Source organism: Roseibium aquae (assembly GCF_008711285.1).
GTDB classification, from domain to species: domain Bacteria; phylum Pseudomonadota; class Alphaproteobacteria; order Rhizobiales; family Stappiaceae; genus Roseibium; species Roseibium aquae.
This window is the reverse complement of sequence record NZ_VXDC01000001.1, coordinates 129,580-149,330: the sequence shown is the minus strand read 5'-3', so window position 1 is coordinate 149,330 and position 19,751 is coordinate 129,580. Positions and strand designations below refer to the sequence as shown.

15 protein-coding genes, 1 tRNA gene and 1 riboswitch are annotated in these 19,751 nt (G+C 59.2%); of the genes, 3 read left to right on the top strand and 13 right to left on the bottom strand.

Going from position 1 to position 19,751, the window contains the following annotated elements:
* Positions 1-26 precede the first annotated feature (26 nt).
* Both F0184_RS00680 and F0184_RS00675 read right to left on the bottom strand, forming a co-directional pair.
* Positions 27-102, bottom strand: a tRNA-Glu gene (locus tag F0184_RS00680).
* A gap of 137 nt (positions 103-239) precedes the next feature.
* Positions 240-593: a DUF6476 family protein gene (locus F0184_RS00675; protein WP_150493427.1), complete on the bottom strand. Its 354-nt coding sequence runs from the start codon at positions 591-593 to the stop codon at positions 240-242.
* Between F0184_RS00675 and F0184_RS00670 the strand changes: the two genes are divergently transcribed.
* Positions 592-1,617, top strand: a complete 1,026-nt coding sequence (locus F0184_RS00670) for an RluA family pseudouridine synthase (protein WP_150493425.1) — start codon at positions 592-594, stop codon at positions 1,615-1,617. The genes F0184_RS00675 and F0184_RS00670 overlap by 2 nt on opposite strands.
* Before the next feature lie 176 nt (positions 1,618-1,793).
* Positions 1,794-2,678 carry an RNA polymerase sigma factor RpoH gene (rpoH, locus tag F0184_RS00665; protein ID WP_150493423.1) on the top strand — a complete coding sequence of 295 codons (885 nt, stop codon included), beginning with the start codon at positions 1,794-1,796 and terminating at the stop codon, positions 2,676-2,678.
* A gap of 79 nt (positions 2,679-2,757) precedes the next feature.
* Here rpoH and F0184_RS00660 read toward each other — a convergent pair whose 3' ends face one another.
* The 4 genes from F0184_RS00660 to F0184_RS00645 form a co-directional block, all read right to left on the bottom strand.
* Positions 2,758-3,699: an ABC transporter substrate-binding protein gene (locus F0184_RS00660; protein ID WP_150493421.1), complete on the bottom strand. Its 942-nt coding sequence runs from the start codon at positions 3,697-3,699 to the stop codon at positions 2,758-2,760.
* A gap of 27 nt (positions 3,700-3,726) precedes the next feature.
* Positions 3,727-4,380, bottom strand: coding sequence for an ABC transporter permease (locus F0184_RS00655; protein WP_150494564.1), 654 nt, complete (start codon positions 4,378-4,380; stop codon positions 3,727-3,729).
* A gap of 231 nt (positions 4,381-4,611) precedes the next feature.
* A riboswitch (TPP riboswitch) is annotated at positions 4,612-4,716 on the bottom strand.
* A gap of 352 nt (positions 4,717-5,068) precedes the next feature.
* A complete protein-coding gene (locus tag F0184_RS00650; protein WP_150493419.1) occupies positions 5,069-6,907 on the bottom strand; it encodes a hypothetical protein in 1,839 nt (612 codons plus the stop codon).
* Between the two features lie 221 nt (positions 6,908-7,128).
* Complete coding sequence (locus F0184_RS00645; protein ID WP_150493417.1) at positions 7,129-8,421, bottom strand: adenylosuccinate synthase; 1,293 nt, start codon at positions 8,419-8,421, stop codon at positions 7,129-7,131.
* Between the two features lie 320 nt (positions 8,422-8,741).
* Between F0184_RS00645 and F0184_RS00640 the strand changes: the two genes are divergently transcribed.
* A complete protein-coding gene (locus F0184_RS00640; protein ID WP_150493415.1) occupies positions 8,742-9,647 on the top strand; it encodes a DMT family transporter in 906 nt (301 codons plus the stop codon).
* Here the strand turns inward: F0184_RS00640 and serA are convergent, their stop codons facing one another.
* From serA to ybgF, 7 genes are all read right to left on the bottom strand, one after another.
* Positions 9,648-11,234, bottom strand: coding sequence for a phosphoglycerate dehydrogenase (gene serA / locus F0184_RS00635; protein WP_150493413.1), 1,587 nt, complete (start codon positions 11,232-11,234; stop codon positions 9,648-9,650).
* An 81-nt stretch (positions 11,235-11,315) separates the two neighbouring features.
* The gene (locus F0184_RS00630) at positions 11,316-12,494 is read right to left on the bottom strand and encodes a phosphoserine transaminase (RefSeq protein WP_172971928.1); all 1,179 of its coding nucleotides are present in this window, start codon (positions 12,492-12,494) and stop codon (positions 11,316-11,318) included.
* Positions 12,495-12,660: 166 nt separating this feature from the next.
* On the bottom strand, positions 12,661-13,482 hold the full coding sequence (locus F0184_RS00625) for an outer membrane protein (protein WP_150493411.1): 822 nt from the start codon (positions 13,480-13,482) through the stop codon (positions 12,661-12,663).
* A gap of 217 nt (positions 13,483-13,699) precedes the next feature.
* Positions 13,700-15,043 carry a phosphoglucosamine mutase gene (gene glmM, locus F0184_RS00620; RefSeq protein ID WP_150493409.1) on the bottom strand — a complete coding sequence of 448 codons (1,344 nt, stop codon included), beginning with the start codon at positions 15,041-15,043 and terminating at the stop codon, positions 13,700-13,702.
* Positions 15,044-15,203: 160 nt separating this feature from the next.
* Positions 15,204-17,123 carry an ATP-dependent zinc metalloprotease FtsH gene (gene ftsH, locus F0184_RS00615; protein WP_150493407.1) on the bottom strand — a complete coding sequence of 640 codons (1,920 nt, stop codon included), beginning with the start codon at positions 17,121-17,123 and terminating at the stop codon, positions 15,204-15,206.
* A gap of 206 nt (positions 17,124-17,329) precedes the next feature.
* Positions 17,330-18,631 (bottom strand): tRNA lysidine(34) synthetase TilS, encoded by a 1,302-nt coding sequence (gene tilS, locus F0184_RS00610; protein WP_172971926.1) that lies wholly within the window; start codon positions 18,629-18,631, stop codon positions 17,330-17,332.
* A 19-nt stretch (positions 18,632-18,650) separates the two neighbouring features.
* Positions 18,651-19,580, bottom strand: a complete 930-nt coding sequence (ybgF, locus tag F0184_RS00605; protein WP_150493403.1) for a tol-pal system protein YbgF — start codon at positions 19,578-19,580, stop codon at positions 18,651-18,653.
* Positions 19,581-19,751 lie beyond the last annotated feature (171 nt).

The window sequence follows — 19,751 nt, the reverse complement described above, 5'->3', positions numbered from 1 at the left end:
GACTGCAATTGGCTTGTTGGAAGAAGTGGCACGCCCAACGGGACTCGAACCCGTGTTTCCGCCGTGAAAGGGCGGCGTCCTAGACCGCTAGACGATGGGCGCGCGGTGCAGCACCGAAGTGCTGATACCCGGCGGTATAAGGCGCCGACGCAGACTGCGCAAGGCCACCAGGCAACAAAAATTCCGGCACCTGTTAATAACCCGGCTTACAAGCGGCCGCGCCCGCTAGCCGGATGCGACTATCTGCTCAACACACGGGAGGTTCCAAGCACTTCGCCAGATTGCGCATCCACAAAGACAAGCACTGTCGCTCCCCCTTGCCCTCCGACAAGCGTCAGAACCCCATCCGACAGATTGACGCTTCGAATGTCCAGGGGTTCGGGAAGAACGATCGTTTCGGCGAAGATCACGCCTTCATCGTCACTTGGCTCATTGATCTTATAGATAATTGCTGCGAAGACGGCGACGAAGCCAAGAAACATGATCAGCGATGATCCAAGCAGAAGGCGGCGCAATTTAACTTGCAGACGCTGGGCCGCCGGATCGAGAGGAGCCTCGTCAAGCTCATCGTCGCGCAGTTTGGGATTTGTCATGTCATACACCAGTGAGCAGAATCCGACAGATCCGGATCTGCAATACGATTTGAGGATTGCCGCAGACGACCACGGAAAGCGTCTTGATGCCGTGTTGGCCGCCCATATCCCAACGCTCAGCCGCAATCGCATCCAAACGCTGATCAAAAGCGGTGAAGTCACCGTTGACGGCCGGAAGATAGTGGAGCCCAAACACCGGGTCAATGAAGGGTGGGAGATCGCGATCACTCTGCCTGAGCCGGTTGATGCGGATCCGGAAGCGGAAGCCATCCCCATTACGGTTGTCTTCGAAGACGCTCACCTCATCGTCGTGGACAAACCCGCCGGATTGGTGGTGCATCCCGGCGCCGGGAACTGGACGGGGACGCTGGTCAACGCGCTTCTCCACCATTGCGGCGACAGCCTGTCGGGGATCGGCGGCGTCAAACGGCCCGGAATTGTCCACCGCATCGACAAGGACACAAGCGGTCTTCTGGTTGTTGCGAAGTCAGACGAGGCACACCAGGGCCTGGCCGCGCAATTTGCGGATCATGGCAAGACAGGCCCTCTGGAGCGCGCCTACTCTGCGCTGGTCTGGGGCGCGCCTCAAAGTTTGAAGGGAACGATCAACGCCAATCTTGCCCGATCACAAGCCAACCGGCAGAAGATCGCGGTGGTCAAAACCAGCGGCCGCCATGCGGTGACCCATTGGCAGGTGAAAGAACGCTTCGGCCCGGCGCAGGATCCATCCGTTGCCGCCCTTGTCGAATGCCGCCTGGAGACCGGTCGCACTCACCAGATCCGTGTTCATATGGCGCATATCGGGCACCCCTTGATTGGCGACCAGGATTACGGGACAGGGTTCAAGACCAAGGCCAATCGGCTGCCGCCCCATCTCAAGGACCGCGTCGAGCGGTTTTCGCGGCAGGCGCTCCATGCCGGCCTTTTGGCATTTGCCCATCCGGTCACCGGAGAAACTCTCAGGTTCGAAAGTCCCTACCCATCTGATTTTAATGACCTTTTATCGGGTTTTCGCCATTTTTAGATTCTGATTCCACTTCGGCGCCATGCAAATGGCATATTTCTACCTATATTAAATTTCGGCGTGCCGATCACGGACGCTGGAAGAAATGCGTTTGCCTCTACCAAGCGGGGTGACTGTGGACGCTCCACGGCATCGCCGGGAGGGAACGCAAGACTTGGGAGAAAGGGGGCGCATTTATGGCCCAGAATGTACCGATGCTAACGTCCGGAGAAGGCGGCCTGAGCCGCTATCTGGACGAAATCCGTAAATTTCCGATGCTCCAGCCGCAGGAAGAGTACATGCTCGCCAAGCGCTACAAAGAGCATGAAGATCCCGAGGCGGCCGAACGGCTGGTGACGTCGCATTTACGCCTCGTTGCCAAGATTGCGATGGGATACCGCGGATATGGTCTGCCCATCGGCGAGGTTGTGTCCGAAGGCAATGTCGGCCTGATGCAAGCGGTCAAGCGTTTCGAGCCGGACAAGGGGTTCCGTCTTGCCACCTATGCGATGTGGTGGATCAAGGCGGCTATTCAGGAATACATCCTTCGGTCCTGGTCGCTCGTCAAAATGGGCACGACCGCAAACCAGAAGCGTCTTTTTTTCAATTTGCGCCGCCTGAAAGGCAAAATCCAAGCGTTGGATGAGGGCGATCTGAAGCCCGAGCAGGTAAATGAGATCGCCACGAAACTCGGAGTTTTACCGGAAGAAGTGGTGTCCATGAACCGCCGGTTGGGCGGGGATGCGAGCTTGAACGCCCCCGTTCGTGCCGAAGCCGATGCCGGCGAATGGCAGGACTGGCTGGTCGACGAGAGCGAGAGCCAGGAGACGATGCTGGCCAATCAGGAAGAACTTGATCAAAGGCGCCAGATGCTGGGCGACGCGATGGGGGTTCTGAATGAGCGTGAGCGCCGTATTTTCGAGGCCCGCCGTCTCGCGGAGGATCCCATGACCCTGGAGGACCTTTCGACCGAGTTCGGCGTCAGCCGTGAGCGCGTGCGTCAAATCGAAGTGCGGGCTTTCGAAAAGGTCCAAAAGGCCGTGAAAACAGCCGCGCGGAGCCGCGAACTGCCCGCCGCATAAATCGGGCCGCATTAAATGGCCATCAATCCGACACCAAACACCGCCGGGTCATGCCCGGCGGTGTTTGTTTTGATCCGGCCTAACGCAGCTCGGCGGTGTAGCTGTCTACCGGCGGGACCGTTTCCAGCAATCCGTTTTCTGCCATGAATTCGGCAAAGCGCTGATACCGGCCCTGATCCAAGGCGGAGGGCCGCTTGGCGAACCGGGGAAGCGTATCCGCCCATGCCCGGCGGTTGAGCTCGTCGTCAAGGCTTGGATAAGCCGCGATAAATGCTTCCCAAGCCTCATCCGGATGGTTGATCAGATAGACGGTGGCCGCTTCTATTGCCGCCATGAAGCGGGCAAAGCGGGCATCATCGGTCCGGTCTTTATGGACGACATAGATCAATTCGTCGAAGACGGGCACACCATGTTCTTCGGGAAAGAAGGCCTTGCCGGTCTTGCCTTCGATCTCGATTTGCGTGAGTTCGAAATTGCGGTAGGCCCCGATAACGGCATCGACCTGGCCGGACATCAAGGACGGCGACAGGGCAAAATTGACATTGATCAGCTCCACGTCCTTGATGCTCAAGCCCACCGATTTCAGCATCTGATTGAGCATCACGTCTTCAAACCCGGATACCGAGAAGCCGATCGTTTTGCCCTTCAAGTCTTCCAACGCCTTGATCGGTCCATCTTCCAGAACAATGAGCGAGTTGAGAGGGGTCGCGACGAGCGTGCCAATCCACTTCAGCGGCAAGCCTTCTTCGATTTGCGCATGAAGCGTCGGCTGATAGGATACAGCGATATCCCCCTGCCCGGCAGCCACGAGTTTTGGCGGCATGGCCGGGTCAGCCGGCTCGATCAGCTCAACGTCCAGACCTTCGGCCGCGAAGAACCCCTTTTGCTGGGCGACAACGATTGGCGCATGGTCCGGGTTGGTGAACCAGTCGAGCAGCACCGTCAGCTTGTCCTGTGCTTGCGCGGGCACCGCCAGCAGCGCCGCAATGGCAAAAAGCCCCGCGATCACGCGTCTTTTCATGGAAGTCTCCTTTTTGTGTTTGGGAAATCAGTCTTCGGCTTGCCAGGGCACCATGGCTCTGGCTGCCCATTCGACCGAATAGCGCAGCGCCAGAACCATCAGGGCTAACAAGATCAGGGCGGCGAACATCACGTCGGTTTGCATCCGCGCATTGCTCTGCAGCATAATGAACGCGAGGCCGCCCTTGGCCCCAACCCATTCCCCCACAATGGCGCCGATCGGCGCAAAAACGGCCGCGATCCTGACGCCGGACGCCAAGGCCGGGAGAGCCGCAGGGAACCGGAAGTAGATGAGCTCCTTCAACCGTCCTACCCGATAAAGGCGTGCCAGATCGGTGTATCCCGGATCTGCTCGGCGCAGTCCGTCATAGAAGGTCGAGGTCACGGCGAAGAAAATTACCAGAACCGCCATAACGACCTTGGACGCGAGCCCAAAGCCCAGCCAAAGCACGAGAATGGGGGCAATCGCGAACACAGGCAGGGCCTGGGTCACCAGCACAACCGGCAACAGTCCCCGCCGGGCCAGTGGAAAAAGCCACATGATCAACGCGATGGATGTGCCGGCCAGCACACCAAAGAAGAAGCCCAGAAGGGTTTCTGAAGCGGTGATGGCGGCATGCTCGAGCAGGAAGGCCCCACGGGCCTGAAACGCCTCGGCGACCTTCAAGGGTCCGGGCAGCATAAACGGCGGAATATCCAGAACCGTCACAAGGGAGTGCCAAAGAACCAGGAAGATGCCGAGGCCCGCCAGGAACCGCGCCAGCCGTTTGAGTACCGACAATCCGATTGCGGTGAAAGGGCCGCGAAATGTTCGGGCCAAGAGGGGTGAAGCGCTCGCGAGCGCCGAGTTTTCAAACACGCAAGGATCTCCCGTCTTCGGAACAACCGAAAATGACACTGGAGATCCGGGATAGGCTAAAGGTAATTCCGTCCCTTCGCCGGCATGACCCGGATCAGGTTCTAAGGGTTCGGCGCTTGCCATCTCAGTTCCGGTTCTGGAACACCCCTCGGACCGGGGCCGACCATGCCCCGGCGGGAGAAAAAAGGCAAGACGTGACCACCATGATTTTCATGGAGGCGGAGTGGCGCAATCCTCGGTCCGGTTGACGCGGCACACTCAAAACTACCCGTGAAAAACGCTCGCAGTTTTAAAGTGGTAGAACGTCTTGTCCGGATGCGAACGATCGCGGGGCGATTGAACCCTCTCAGGAGATGATCCAGGGGACGCCCACCGAACTCAAAACACATTTAATCGCTTTGTTTGGCAGCAGATCCATGCGCGGCAAATCGCAAATGATCGAAAGCATTCGCGGCTGCGCGTTATTCGGGCCCGTAATATTTTCCAAGTTTCCGGGATACCGCCCGGTGCTTCAACCTGCCGCCCAGGCCGCAATGGCTCTTTCCACTGCGTCGGATCCGGTTGCCCCCTTCTCCAGGGTCAGGATTCCTCGCTTGCCGTTTGTATAGAGCATTGGAATGTCGATCCAGCCGCGTTCGCGCAACAAACCGAGATTCCGCTCCTGTTCGCTCGACAGACTGGACAACGCGATCCAGAAATATCCTTCTGAAACCTTGACCGATGCGCCCAGGAGGGCATCACCCCGGGCTTCCTCCGTCGGCTTCATCACCAGACCCGGTACGTTCACGACCGTTCCGGACGCGAATTCCTTTGGAAGTTCATACTTGATTTCAACCAGATGGCTGGCCGGGAGCGAATTGTCGTCATTCGGCTTGATCCGCAAGTTGACCCGCACGTTCCGTTCCGGGATCTCGACATCCGCGACAAGCACAACCTGCTTCTGACCATCGAGGGCGGTTTCATCTTCCAAACGCCACACAACGGCGCCTTGTGAGGCGGTTCCCGCGCCGCTCGCCTCCGCGCCCTCTTCATAAAGAATGGACCTTTGCGCCGAAGGCGTATCCGGCCCCGGGGCAGTTGCTGTTTCCGGCGCAACGGCGGCGAACTGTTGACCTTCAGCAGACGCCGGGTCGTTCGGTGTCGCCGCATCGAGGGACCCGTCATCCCCTGCGGGTGGCGGTGTTTCCACGGGAGGGGTGGCCGGAACATCGATCGGCGATACAGGCGGATCGGGCTCGATAAGCCGGGTTTCGGTTTGTCCCGGCGTGATCAATGTTGTTGTCACGCTACGCGCATCTGGCGCGACCGGCGGTTCGCCATTCCCGTCCAGCAGCCGGGCTGTGTTCTTTTGCGGAGCGCCGTTCGCCTCTTCACCAGGTGCATCCGAGACATCGTCAACCGGCACCGAGGCCTGCCCTTCAGGCTCTGCCGGTTGCGAAGGTCCTGTGAGGCTGGCGATCAGATCGCGTTGGGAATAAATTACGCCCCCTATGCTGGCCAAGATCAGAATGAGAACGGCGATCAAGAGCATGTGCAGCATACTTGGGCGGCGCGCCGTCGACAGGGCTTCCGCCGCGCGCTTCCGGGACTTTCGCTCGCCCCTGCGGCCCGCATCGGTCACTTGCCCAGCCGCAATCGACCCTGGCCTGATCGGATTGCCGTCGGCGCTTGTCTCGGCCACGAACAGGCTATCGTCATCGTCTGAAACACTGGCTGAAGGGCTGGAAAACGCGGGCTCTTGACGCGGTTCCGGCAGACCTTGTTCCGGTTGATCGTCGAAAGACCGGCGGTTGCCCGCTACCGCACCGCTAGAAACGGCGCCGACGCGCTCACCCGGTTCCCGTTCGTCCCTCGCCGGTGGAACCTCTCCACTGGCGCTAGGTTCCTGGCGTTCGCCGGACGGCTGCGGCTCGGTGGCGCCGGGCGCGACGTAAGGCGCCGCTGGCGGTTCTTGAGACGGACCGCGTCCAGCGCCGATGTTCGTATCAGGCGCCACCGACGCCTGACCGTATCCGCTGGAAAGCTGGGAGGAAGCTTCAGGCGCTGCGGCCTGGGGCGGAACCGATGCTGGAGGAGTGGAAACCCCGGCCGGACCAGAAGCAGGCGCGGTTTTCACCGAAGGTCCAAGACCCAGGCTTTCGCGTGCCGCTTCAGCTTCAACCTTGCGGATAGCTTCTTCCAGACGCAGCTGCTCAGCCGTAATCTCGGAGGGCGAAAGCGGGGGCTCATAGGCTTTCAGCTGATTCACGATCGCATTTCGCGCCCTGCTGTACACACTCCGCCGGGCAGCGCCGTTGCTTTCCGGCAGCGAGGCGATCGTTCTTTTCAAAATCGAATAATAGTCAGCCATTCCCTTGCCCGTTGGCCGTCCAGTTAGCCCGTTTCCAGTCGCATTTGTCCGCCGCTGTCAGGCATATACCAAGTTCCAGCCCGACATACTATTTCTTAACGCCCGCCCCCGCCTGCCGCGAGGAAGTATTTACCGGTACCGGACGATTTGGTCGGTTGTGGGGCATCCCCGCATGACAGATTCGCCCCTTGAACAGTATTGGAACCGATCCACTACATGTCTCAATCCTGAAACGGATTCTGCACAAGAATCGTGTCGTCGCGCTCTGGACTGGTCGACAGCAGCGCCACTGGCGCGCCGATCAGTTCCTCGATATGTCGGACATACTTGACCGCCTGTGCCGGCAACTCCGCCCAAGACCGGGCACCTTCGGTCGATTCCTGCCACCCGGACATCGTTTCATAGATGGGAACCACCCGGTCCTGAGCTCCTTGAGATGCAGGAAGGTAGTCAATCCGCTCGCCGTCGAGTTCGTAGCCGACGCAGATCTTGATTTCTTCCAGACCGTCCAGCACGTCCAGTTTGGTCAGCGCGATACCGCTGATGCCGGACGTACAGACGGTTTGCCGGACGAGAACGGCGTCGAACCACCCACACCTCCGGCGGCGGCCGGTGACAGTGCCAAACTCGTGCCCGCGGGTGCCAAGAAACTCCCCAATTTCATTTTTTTGCTCGGTCGGAAACGGGCCTTCCCCCACACGGGTCGTGTAGGCCTTCGTGATTCCCAAAACGTAATCGATGGAATTCGGGCCAAGGCCGCAGCCCGTGGCCGCCTGACCGGCCACCGTGTTGGATGAGGTCACGAACGGATAGGTTCCGTGATCAATGTCCAGCAGAGCGCCCTGAGCGCCCTCAAACAGGATTCGTTTGCCTTCCCGGCGGCTGCGATCGAGGAAACGCCAGACCGAATCCATATAGGGAAGGACCTGCGCGGCGACACTCGACAATTCATCGTAGATGGCTTGCGCGGAAATTTCATCCTGGCCAAGCCCCCGGCGCAAGGCGTTGTGATGCACCAGCATCCGGTCGATCTTTGCGGGCAGGGTCGTCAGGTTTTTGAGATCCATCAGGCGAATGGCGCGCCGTCCGACCTTGTCCTCGTAAGCCGGGCCAATGCCGCGCTTGGTGGTGCCAATCCGGGTGCCGGTATTGGAGCTCTCGCGCAAGGCATCCAATTCCCGGTGGAGAGACAGGATCAAGGTCGCGTTTTCAGCAATACGCAGCGTTTCAGGCGTGACAACAACGCCCTGTTTGCCCAAACGGGCAATTTCATCAACCAGCGCATGGGGATCCAGAACAACCCCATTGCCAATCACCGACATTTTGCCTGGTCGCGCGACCCCGGACGGCAGAAGCGACAGCTTGTAGCTGACCCCATCGATGACCAGTGTGTGACCGGCATTGTGCCCGCCTTGAAAGCGCACGATGACGTCGGCTTTTTCGGAGAGCCAGTCGACGATCTTACCCTTGCCTTCATCGCCCCACTGTGACCCGACAACAACCACATTCGCCATTACTTCAAACGCCCTCCTAAGCGGCCGACCGCGCACACGCTGCGCAAACACAGGAAACCCCGAACGCGCGGTCCGGGGCAAACGCGCCGGACTATAGCCATTTGCCGGGCAACTTGCGAGACCATAGTTCCGGGTTTTTGCATTGATGTCTTTGGAAAAGAATAAGCCCGTTTTTGCAATGTCTTGGCATCCAAAGGAGGACCCAGGCCACCGGTCAGTCGAAGCTTTCAAGGTTCGACATCGGAAAACGGGTGGCTGACGCCTCCCATATTGGGCGACTGGATACTCATCTGACACGCTTCCACGCACGGACACCCGAAATGACCATCCGCAATTGGTTCCTGCTCATCGGCCTTGGCGCAATCTGGGGCGGTTCTTTTTTGTTCGGCAAGGTAGCCGTTGCCGAGATCCCGCCTTTCACGCTCGCCTTCTTTCGCGTGTTCTCAGCGTGCTTGATGCTTCACGCATTGCTAAAACTGACCGGCCGGACTTTCCCTGTCAGTTGGCAGACCTTCAAGCCGTTTTTGATCATGGGCTTTTTGAACAATGCTGTTCCGTTTTCTCTTGTCCTTTGGGGCCAAACCCAGATCGGCGCGGGCCTTGCGTCCATCTTGAACGCCGCCACGCCGCTCTTCACCTACGTGATTGCCGTCGTGTGGCTGTCCCAGGAACAAGCGGCATGGCACCGTTTAGCGGGTGTTTTGATCGGTTTTGCCGGTGTTGTCTTCATGCTGTCCAACAGCCTGATGGGCCTCGTTTCCACGCCTATTACAGCCCAGCTTGCATGCCTTGGCGCAGCCTTGTCCTACGGTTTTGCAGCAGCCTACGCGAAGACTTTCAGGAATTCGGAACCAATCGTTTCAGCAGCAGGACAACTGACAGGATCGAGTCTCTTGCTGGTCGTTCCTGCCCTTTTCGCGGCCCAAGCCTGGTCCCCCGCTGCCGTCTCCGGCCTCGCCTGGTTGAATGTACTCGCACTCGGTATTGTAGCTACCGGCGCTGCCTACCTCATCTATTTCAGGCTTCTTGCCGAAGCGGGCGCGACCAATGCCTCGCTTGTGACGCTGATCGTTCCGGGAACCGCGATCTTTTTCGGCTCAACTCTTCTCGGCGAGCAGCTAGACACCGGCCATTTGATTGGATTGGTGCTGCTGCTCACCGGGTTGGTCATTCTGGACGGCAGGGCGGTCTCGCTGGTCGCGAGCAAACCCTGGCGATCCACCTAGCTAGAACCGCAAGGCCTTGACCTGCTTCACATGCGAAACAGCCTGCAAGCGGGCCATAACATCCGGGGGCACTTCGCCATCAACCTCGACCAGGCAGATCGCATCTTGCCCAGGCGCGCTGCGGCCCAGATTGAATGTCGCAATGTTCACCCCGGCTGAGCCCAATTCCGTGCCCAAATGCCCGATAAAACCGGGCTTGTCCTCATTGGTAATGTAGAGCATGTGGGCGCCGAGTTCGGCCTCCATATTGATGCCCTTTACCTGGATAATCCGGGGTTTGCCGTCTGCGAAAACGGTGCCGGCCACGGAGCGCTCTTGTCTTTCCGTTACGACGGTCAGGCGAATATACGTTTCATAGGCGCCTCGTTTCCCGCGGCGAAGCTCTTCAACCGAAAGCCCGCGTTCGGCCGCCAGCGCCGGTGCGGATACCATGTTGACAGTCTGGAGCAACGGTGTGAGCAGACCCGTGAGCGCGGCGGCCGTCAGGGCTTCTGTCTTCAACTCGGCGACCGCGCCGGCATATTCCAGCCGCACCGTTTCAATCCCGCTCTCGGTAAGTTGGCCAGCAAACAGACCCAGTTGCTCGGCCAGCCGGACAAAGGGCGCCAGCTTCGGCGCTTCTTCTGCCGAGATCGAAGGCATGTTCAACGCGTTGGTCACAGCGCCATGAAGAAGATAGTCGCACATTTGTTCCGCGACCTGGAGCGCAACATTTTCCTGTGCCTCCAGGGTGGATGCTCCCAGATGCGGGGTGGCGACAAAGTTGGGCGCCCCGAACAACGGGTTGGTTTCGGCGGGCTCTTCCACAAATACGTCAAAAGCAGCCGCCCCGAGTTTTCCAGAATCCAGGGCCGCGCGAACGGCCATCTCGTCCGCCAACCCGCCGCGCGCGCAATTGATCAGAACGGCGCCCGGCTTCATCGCGGCAAGGGTCTCATCGTTGATGATGTTTCGTGTTTTATCGGTCAAAGGGGTATGAAGGGAAATGACATCGGCACGCGCCAGCAGTGTCTCCAGTTCCACCTTTTCCACCCCCAGAGAAATGGCACGCTCAGGGGTCAGGAAGGGATCATAGGCGATCACTTTCATTTTCAGGCCCAAAGCCCGGTCCGCGACGATCGACCCGATATTGCCGCAACCGATCAAGCCCAGCGTCTTGCCGGTCAGTTCCCTCCCGATGAACTTCGACTTTTCCCACTTGCCTGCCTGGGTAGAGGCATCGGCAGCCGGAATTTGCCGGATAGCGGCCATCATCATGGACAGTGCATGTTCTGCGGTGGTGATGGCGTTGCCAAAGGGGGTGTTCATCACAATGATACCGCGGCTGGTTGCCGCCTTGATATCGACATTGTCCACGCCGATCCCCGCGCGGCCGATGACCTTGAGCCGTCCGGCAGCTCCAATCAGTTTTTCCGTGACTTTCGTGGCAGAGCGGATCGCAAGGCCATCATAGCCGCCGATGATCTCCTGGAGCCGGGCCTTGTCCTTCCCTATGTCGGGCAGAAAATCCGCATCAACGCCCCGGTCCGCGAAAATCTGAACGGCGGCAGCTGACAATTTATCTGAAATCAATACACGCGGAGCCATCGACCCCTCCCAGTTCGCTTGACGCAACGGGACGGGCAGCGCGCACGCCGCCCGCCGACTGACATGCTGGAGAAGGCCTTGTCACGCCACTTCGGCGTGTTTCGCCTTGGCAAGAGTGAAGGCCCAGTCGAGCCATGGGGTCAGCTTCGCGACATCGGACGGCTCAACCGTCGCACCGGTCCAGATCCGCAAACCGGCCGGCGCGTCCCGGTAGGACCCGATGTCGAATGCGACGCCCTCGGCTTCAAGCGCGCGGACCATGGCTTTTGAAAAGGCCAGTTGATCCGCGTCCGGCAAGCCGGTGATGTCCGGATCGCTGACGCGCAAACACACCGAGGTGTTAGACCGGGTGGCGGGATCTTCGGCGAGAAAATCCACCCAAGGGGTCTGAGCAACCCAGGTCTCCAGGATCCGCAATGCCTCGTTCGCGCGGCTCATGAGCCCTGACAAGCCGCCAATACTTGCAGCCCATTTCAAGGCATCCAGATAGTCTTCGACGCAGAGCATGGACGGCGTGTTGATCGTTTCACCGCGAAAGATGCCCTCGTTCAGCTTGCCCCCTTTGGTAAGCCGGAAAATCTTGGGAAGCGGCCAGGCCGGAGTATAGGTCTCCAGGCGTTCCACGGCCCGCGGGCTCAGAATCAGCATGCCATGGGCGGCTTCACCACCCAGGACTTTTTGCCATGAGAAGGTCACGACATCGAGTTTGGAGAAATCCAAGGCCTGTGCAAAGGCCGCGGAGGTGGCGTCACAGATCGTCAAACCAGCCCGATTGTCCGGGATCCAGTCCGCATTCGGAACCCGGACCCCTGAGGTGGTTCCATTCCAGGTGAACACCACATCATGGTCGAAATTCACCGATGACAGGTCAGGCAGTTGTCCGTAAGGCGCTTCCAAAACACGGGCTTTTTCCAAACGCAGCTGTTTGACAACATCGGTGACCCAAGCAGAGCCGAAACTTTCCCAGGCCAGCATGTCCACGCCCCGCTCGCCAAGGAGCGACCACATGGCAAGTTCGACGGCCCCCGTGTCCGAGGCCGGGACTATGCCAATGCGGTAGTCATCGGGCACTTGCAAAACGGACCGGGTCAGGTCAATGGCTTCGGCAAGTTTCGCCTTTCCGGGACTTGCCCGGTGAGAACGGCCAAGGGGCGCGTCCTTCAGAGCCTCAAGCGTCCAACCCGGGCGCTTCGAGCACGGTCCGGACGAGAAATGGGGATTGGCCGGACGAACATCCGGCTGAGCATTGCGGTCGATCATCAGACTACCCTTTCAGATAGTTGCCCCTCGGTGGGGAGGGGTGGCCCGCCAAAACACCTACGCCGGACCAATCGGCCAGTCAAATACTCCTTACATGAACGCCAGTTCCAAATGGAAAGGGCCGGCGGTTGCCGGCCCTTTGGTCATTGCTCAGTCGCGAACCAAGTCAGAAATTGCTGCTAATCGGCCCGGAATGCAGGAAGCTCGGTGCGGGCGCTGCCGTATTGAACGTGTAGCGCGCACCGAGGCGGAATTCATGTGCGGTCAGGTCTTCATACTTGATCCGCGTGCTGCCGGTTCCCACGTCGTGAAGACGGACGGTCTTGGCCTCGCCAAGATCCTTGTAGCGATAGCCCGCATCAATCGCGAAATTCGGTGTCACGGCATAGGACGCACCCGCCATCAGCGCCCAGGCGAAATTCCATTCGCTGTTCGAGCCATCGTAAGTGGTGGTGGTTGTCCCGCCAACACCCGGGTTCACGGACGTCTGGCCGCTGGTGTTGACCCATGCCGCGCCAATACCGCCGCCGACATACGGCGTGATATTGTTCCAGGTCCCGATATCCAGATAACCGTTCAACATGACGGTCCAGACATCGATGTCAGCCGTCTCGGTCGAAAAGCCGCCAACACAGCCGAAACAGGGTGCGTAGCCCTTAACCTGAGCCGGAGCCTCGTAGTCGACTGTCAAGTCCGTACGCAGATAGCTGTTGAATTTATAACCGACACCAAGACCAACCATCCACGTGTCGTCGACGCTCTCGCGCTGAAAACGCAGGTCACCGACGATCGGGTCATTGAAACTTCCCGACGGATCACCGTAGATCTTGTAGCCGATGTCACCACGCAAGTAGAAGCCGCCGGGTGCTGCGGCCGGCACGTGGGGAATATGTTCAATGATCGGCGGCGGCAGGTCCGCAGCGTTACCCGCAGTGGACAGAAGTACCGCGACGCCGACCAAAGACAGTCTCTTGAAAAGCTTGTCCATGTTCTCGTCCTCCAAATCGAGCGTCCGCTGCGAAGCAGGGCGCACCTGGGTCACTGTCAGAACATGCAGAAAACTGATTAAGAACCACTTAACCGTATTCTTTAACCGAGCTTTTTTACCTTAAGTATTTATGAACACGAGAAACGAGCGTTTACGAAACCGTAAGATATTGCGATCTCTGCTTTGACTGTCGGGGATGCCATTCACTGGCAGCCGCTTATGCCGCGGACTTTTTCACGACACCGGCGATATCATTGACAACCTGATTGACAAGATCGGCATCATCGCCCTCTGCCATGACGCGGATGAGCGGTTCCGTGCCCGAAGCCCGGATCACAAGGCGCCCTTGATTGCCAAGCCGCGCTTCGCCCTCGTTGATCGCCATCTTGACCTCGTCAAGCTCCAAAGGCTTGCCGCCACTGTAGCGGACGTTCTTCAGGATTTGCGGCACCGGGTCAAAACGCTTGCACACTTCCGAAACAGGGCGATCCTGATCCTTCACGCAGGCCAAAACCTGCAAAGCAGCAATAAGGCCATCTCCGGTGGTCGCAAAGTCCGACAAGACGATATGGCCCGACTGCTCTCCCCCGACATTGTATCCATCTGCCCGCATGCGCTCGACCACGTAACGATCGCCGACCTTTGTTCGCGCGAGGCCCAACCCAAGTCCGTCCAGATACCTCTCGAGACCCAGATTTGACATGACGGTCGCAACAATGCCGGGGGCCGATAGCCGATCTTGGGACTGCCACGATTGCGCCACGACCGCCATGAGCTGATCCCCATCGATTGTGGCACCATTTTCGTCCACGATAATGACGCGATCCGCATCTCCGTCCAAAGCGATGCCGATATCAGCCCGGACTTCATGAACCTTGCGGCTCAATGCGGCCGTGGATGTCGACCCGCATTCCTGATTGATGTTGAACCCGTTCGGCTGGACGCCGATCGAGAACACCTCGGCGCCGAGTTCCCACAAGGCTTCGGGCGCGACCTTGTAGGCCGCCCCGTTCGCGCAATCGATGACCACCCGCAAGCCTTCAAGGCTCATCTCCCGTGGTAAGGTTCGCTTGGCAAACTCGATATAGCGCTGCTGCGCGCCGTCGATCCGCTTGGCCCGGCCCAACTCCGATGCACCTGGCAAATGCGAACTCAGATCAGCCTCCATAAGGCCTTCGATCTGCAATTCAATTTCGTCGCTGAGCTTGAAGCCGTCGGGGCCGAAGAACTTGATTCCGTTGTCTTCAAACGGATTGTGGGACGCTGAAATCATCACCCCCAGGTCGCACCGAAGAGACCGGGTCAACATGGCCACAGCGGGCGTCGGCATGGGGCCCAGCAAGAAGACGTCCATACCCACGGATGTGAAACCGGCGACCAGAGCGTTCTCGAGCATGTACCCGGAAAGCCGGGTGTCCTTCCCGATCACCACGCGGTGCCGGTGACCGCCGTTCTTGAACGATAGCCCCGCTGCCATTCCCACCTTCAACGCCATTTCCGCTGTCATGGGGGATGTGTTGGCCCGTCCGCGAATCCCATCGGTTCCGAAGTATTTCCGCATTTCTTGATACTGCCCGGTTCTTATTCACTTTGCGGTGTTTTATCGCAAAGCTGCGGCAAAAACGCTTCACATATTATGATTGTTTGTAACTTGTTCATAACTGAAAAACCCGGCGCGGGAAGCGCCGGGTTTTGTCATGAACCTTCCAGGGAAAGCCCGATCAGGTTTGGGGTTGTGGCTCCATGCCACCGCTCGGCTCCCCGCCGCCGCGCTTGATGCCAGCGACCGGGACCGCAGACCCGCGTCCGACAGGCTGATCGTCGTCAGTATCCCGAACAGGTGGCTTGCCATCCAAAAGATCGCGGATCTCATCGCCGGAGAGCGTTTCGTATTCCAACAAACCCTTGGCAATGGTGTGCAACTGATCTTCATGCTCGGTGAGAATGTGCTTCGCGGTCTCATATCCCTGATTGACGAAGGTTTTGATTTCGGCGTCGACAATCTTCTGGGTTTCATCGGACACATTCTGACTTTTCGCGACGGAATGGCCCAGGAAAACCTCCTCCTGGTTTTCCCCGTATAGAAGCGGACCAAGCTTGTCCGACATGCCGAACTGGGTCGCCATGGCGCGGGCGAGCTTCGTCGCCATTTGGATGTCCCCGGACGCGCCGGACGTGACCTTCTCGTAGCCGAAGATCATTTCTTCAGCGACCCGGCCACCCATCGCAACAGCCAGATCCGCCTTGCACTTGGCTCGTGTCAACGACACCTGATCTTTCTCGGGCAGCCGCATGACCATGCCAAGAGCCCGACCGCGCGGAATGATGGTCGCCTTGTGAATCGGGTCCGAAGCAGGCTGGTGGAGAGCGACCAGCGCGTGTCCCGCTTCATGATAGGCGGTGAGCGTCTTCTCCTCCTCGGTCATGACCAGCGTGCGGCGCTCGGCACCCATCATTACCTTGTCCTTGGCGTCTTCAAACTCCGCCATGGTGACGAGACGCTTCGACCGCCGAGCCGCCAGAAGAGCCGCCTCATTGACCAGGTTCATGAGGTCTGCGCCAGAGAAACCGGGGGTTCCCCGCGCCAGAACCTTCACATCCACATCGGGCGCCAAAGGCACTTTGCGCATGTGGACTTTCAAGATCTTCTCGCGGCCGGTGATGTCGGGATTCGGAACAACGATCTGGCGGTCGAAGCGGCCCGGACGCAACAGCGCCGGATCGAGCACGTCGGGCCGGTTGGTCGCCGCAATGATGATGATGCCTTCGTTGGGCTCGAACCCGTCCATCTCCACGAGAAGCTGGTTCAAGGTTTGCTCACGCTCGTCATTCCCCCCGCCAAGGCCCGCACCCCGGTGACGGCCGACCGCATCGATCTCGTCGATGAAGATGATACACGGCGAATTCTTTTTGGCCTGTTCGAACATGTCGCGGACACGGCTTGCACCGACACCGACAAACATCTCAACGAAGTCCGAGCCCGAAATAGTGAAGAAGGGCACATTTGCTTCGCCCGCAACAGCCTTAGCGGTCAGGGTCTTACCCGTGCCCGGGGGGCCGACGAGCAGAACCCCGCGCGGGATGCGGCCACCAAGTCGTTGGAACTTCTGAGGATCGCGCAAGAATTCAACGATTTCCTGCAGGTCTTCCTTCGCTTCGTCGATTCCGGCCACGTCGTCAAACACGACCCGACCGTGAGCCTCGGTCAGAAGCTTGGCCTTGGATTTGCCAAAGCCCATCGCCTTGCCGCCCGAACCTTGCATCTGACGCATCACGAAAATCCAGATCCCGAGGATGATCAGCATGGGCAACCAGGAGATCAGAGCGCCAAGGAGAGAGAAATTCTCGGCCGGCGGGCGCGCATTGATGGCAACCTGCTTCGCCCGCAGTTCATCCACGAACTGGGCTCCGGTTGGCGCATAGGTCTGGAACGACTGTCCAGTCGTGGTCGTTCCCGATATTTGCTGATCCTGGATCGTGACCTCGCGAACCTCTCCCCGATCGACTTGGTCAAGGAACTGCGAAAAAGCTATCTCATTCGTGGCCCCGCGCTGAGCTGGGCTTTGAAACAGCTGGAAAAGAGCGATCAGCAGCAATGCGATGATCACCCACAGGGCAAAATTGCGGAAGTGTGCGTTCATTTCGATCCCTTGACCGTGCGACACGGCCTATACTCGGATTTCCATCTTAACTGGCAAGATAGGTCGGCGGAAGCCCAATGCCAAGGCGGTGCGCCATTCTTGCGCACAGCGTCTATGAATTTCCTTAAGATGAGCACCTGGTTTAAAACCCGCGTCAGAGTACCAGGCGGCGCCGATTAACACCAATGCGGGGTCCGCCGGACCGCCTAAAACAGCCCGGTCCGCTTCAAGGACAAAGGATAAGCGGCCTCAGAACCACGCATTTGAAACAAATCCGGCACGTACAGAAGACCTTCGCTGTCCCAAAAGGCAGGCGCACACGCGAAAGCCGCCACCGGAAAGTCGGATGGCAAAGTGAGGCCATCTCTTGGGCCAGGCGCACGAACCAGTGGACCAATCACCACATCTGAGTTCAAAAAGCCCGCGCCCTCGAGGCCAAGGTGATAGCGCCCGTCCCATATTGCCGGACGACCGTTGGCCTGCGCGGCGGCAACCAGGTCCGCAACCCGACAAACGGCCGGGGGCGTTCGCCCCACCTCTTTCCAAAGGTACAAGGTGTCATCCTGCCGTTGTACCACGGCACCGGACAGTGTCTGTTTCACACGCTCATGCGCTTCAAGGGTGAACAGCAGGCCTTCCAGTTTCGCGAGCCTGCCGGGCGCTTGCTGTCCGGTGACTCCCAAGATCAAATGCGCCAAAAGCCGAAGGCGGATCTCCTCGGGCGGGTCACCGATCGAGTTCCACGGAAGTCTGACAGGACCAGCCGGGTGACAGACCAAATGTGCGTTCAAAATGCTACGGCAGCAATAGTCGAGCCCCTCGCGGGCGCGGCGCATGCGCCGCGCGGTGTCAGCAAGGCGCTGTGATGTCAGCCCTTCTTCCGCAAGACCGCCCATGATCTGGCGCAGCCGGGCGCGCTTATAGGCGGGATCATAATTGCTCGGATCGCATACCCATGGAATCCCGCGCGCGCGCAGCGCGTCCATCAAGGCCGATTTTGGCACCTCCAGAAAGGGGCGCATGATGCGCAGGCCTTCCGGTCCCCCGCTATCGTCTCCGATCATCGCCCCAAGACCATACACCCCGCTACCGCGCGTGAGGCGATCCAGAAATGTTTCGGCTTGATCATCCAAATGATGGGCAAGGACGAGCGCGTCGGCGCCGATGCTTGCCATTTCCTGAGCGAACAAGCGATAGCGGGCCGCCCGCGCCTGCGCCTGAATGTTGGAGGATGGCTTTTCCCCCTCCCACGTCCGAACAACGTGCCGCAATCCCATTGCCCGGGCCCGTTCGCCAACCTGCTGGGCCTCGGCGGCGCTCTCCGGCCGAAGTCCGTGATCTATTGTCGCAACCAGAATATCACCGGTCCATCCCACCCGTTTTGTCCACTCATGAAACAAGTAGAGCAATGCAAGGGAATCCGGCCCGCCGGACACCCCCAAAACGAGGCGGCAAAGAGGGAACTGTGGTCGGAAAATGCTGTCGATTTCGTCAGACGTCAGACCCATTCCACGATGGCTCTCCGTCTCAGGAACATTGCGCGCGACGCTGTTCATCCCGCGCCTGCTGGAGCACTGCCGGAGCGGCAGACGGATATTTGTTCAAGAGCTCGGAAAACGTTGCACAGGCCGCGTTGGCTTCGCCCAGACCGCGCAAGGACACCCCAAGTTTCAGAAGGCTGTCGGGCGCTTTGCTGGTTTGCGGATACTCGGTGTAGGTCTTGAGAAACGCATCCGCAGCATCCCGGAAATTTTGTTGCGCTAGCAGGCTTTCGCCTAGCCAGTATTGTGCATTCGGCGCCATTTCATGATTGGGATAGGTTTCGAGAAAGGTCCGGAAACCGGCCTCCGCGCCCCGGTAATCCCCGTTCACCGCTGAACTATACGCCTGATCGTAATCCATGCGCGGATCGCCGGACGAACCAAGGCTGGCCGCCTGTGAGCCCAGACCCGGGCTGGATTGAAAGCCGCCACCCCCCGGAAGCGCAGAGGCATTGCCACCGGCAAGGGCGGACAGATCTATCGGTCCGCTGCCTGGAAGCCCGGTATTGCCGCCGGGCTCGTAGCCGCCGGTGGCCGACCATGCTCCATCGCCGGATCCGGAGGTCGAAAGTGTTCCAAGGGTCCCGACAGATCCGGCCAGATCGGTCGAAGGCGCCGAGCCCAAGGAGCTGGGATTGCCGAGATCTGAGCGATCGCGCGGCGTGCCGCCCTCGAGCTGCTGGAACCGGTACTCGTTGTCTTCCTGCATGCGGCGCATCTGCTCCTGCAATTCGCGAAGCTGGAAGGAAAGCTGTTCGAGCTGTCCGGTGAGCGCGCGCAGCCGTTCTTCCATTTCATTGATGCGAACCGCTGCATCGTCTGTTCTGCGCCCGAACAGCTGAGCATGCGAAGGCACCACGCTCGTCGCAACAAACGCAATTGCGAGCGTCATGACCGCAAAGCGAAGCTTAATCATTCATTCCTCCTATTGGGCATGCCAGCCTTCATGCATCCGCCAATCAAGCGCCTGCATATCATATCGGCGCTTCGAGTTCGGCCAAATTTTGACGGCACTCAAAAAGAAAACCGCCGGGACAGGCCCAGCGGTCAAGCTTTCCCGGTCGATCCGTGTGTTTGTTCAAACGAA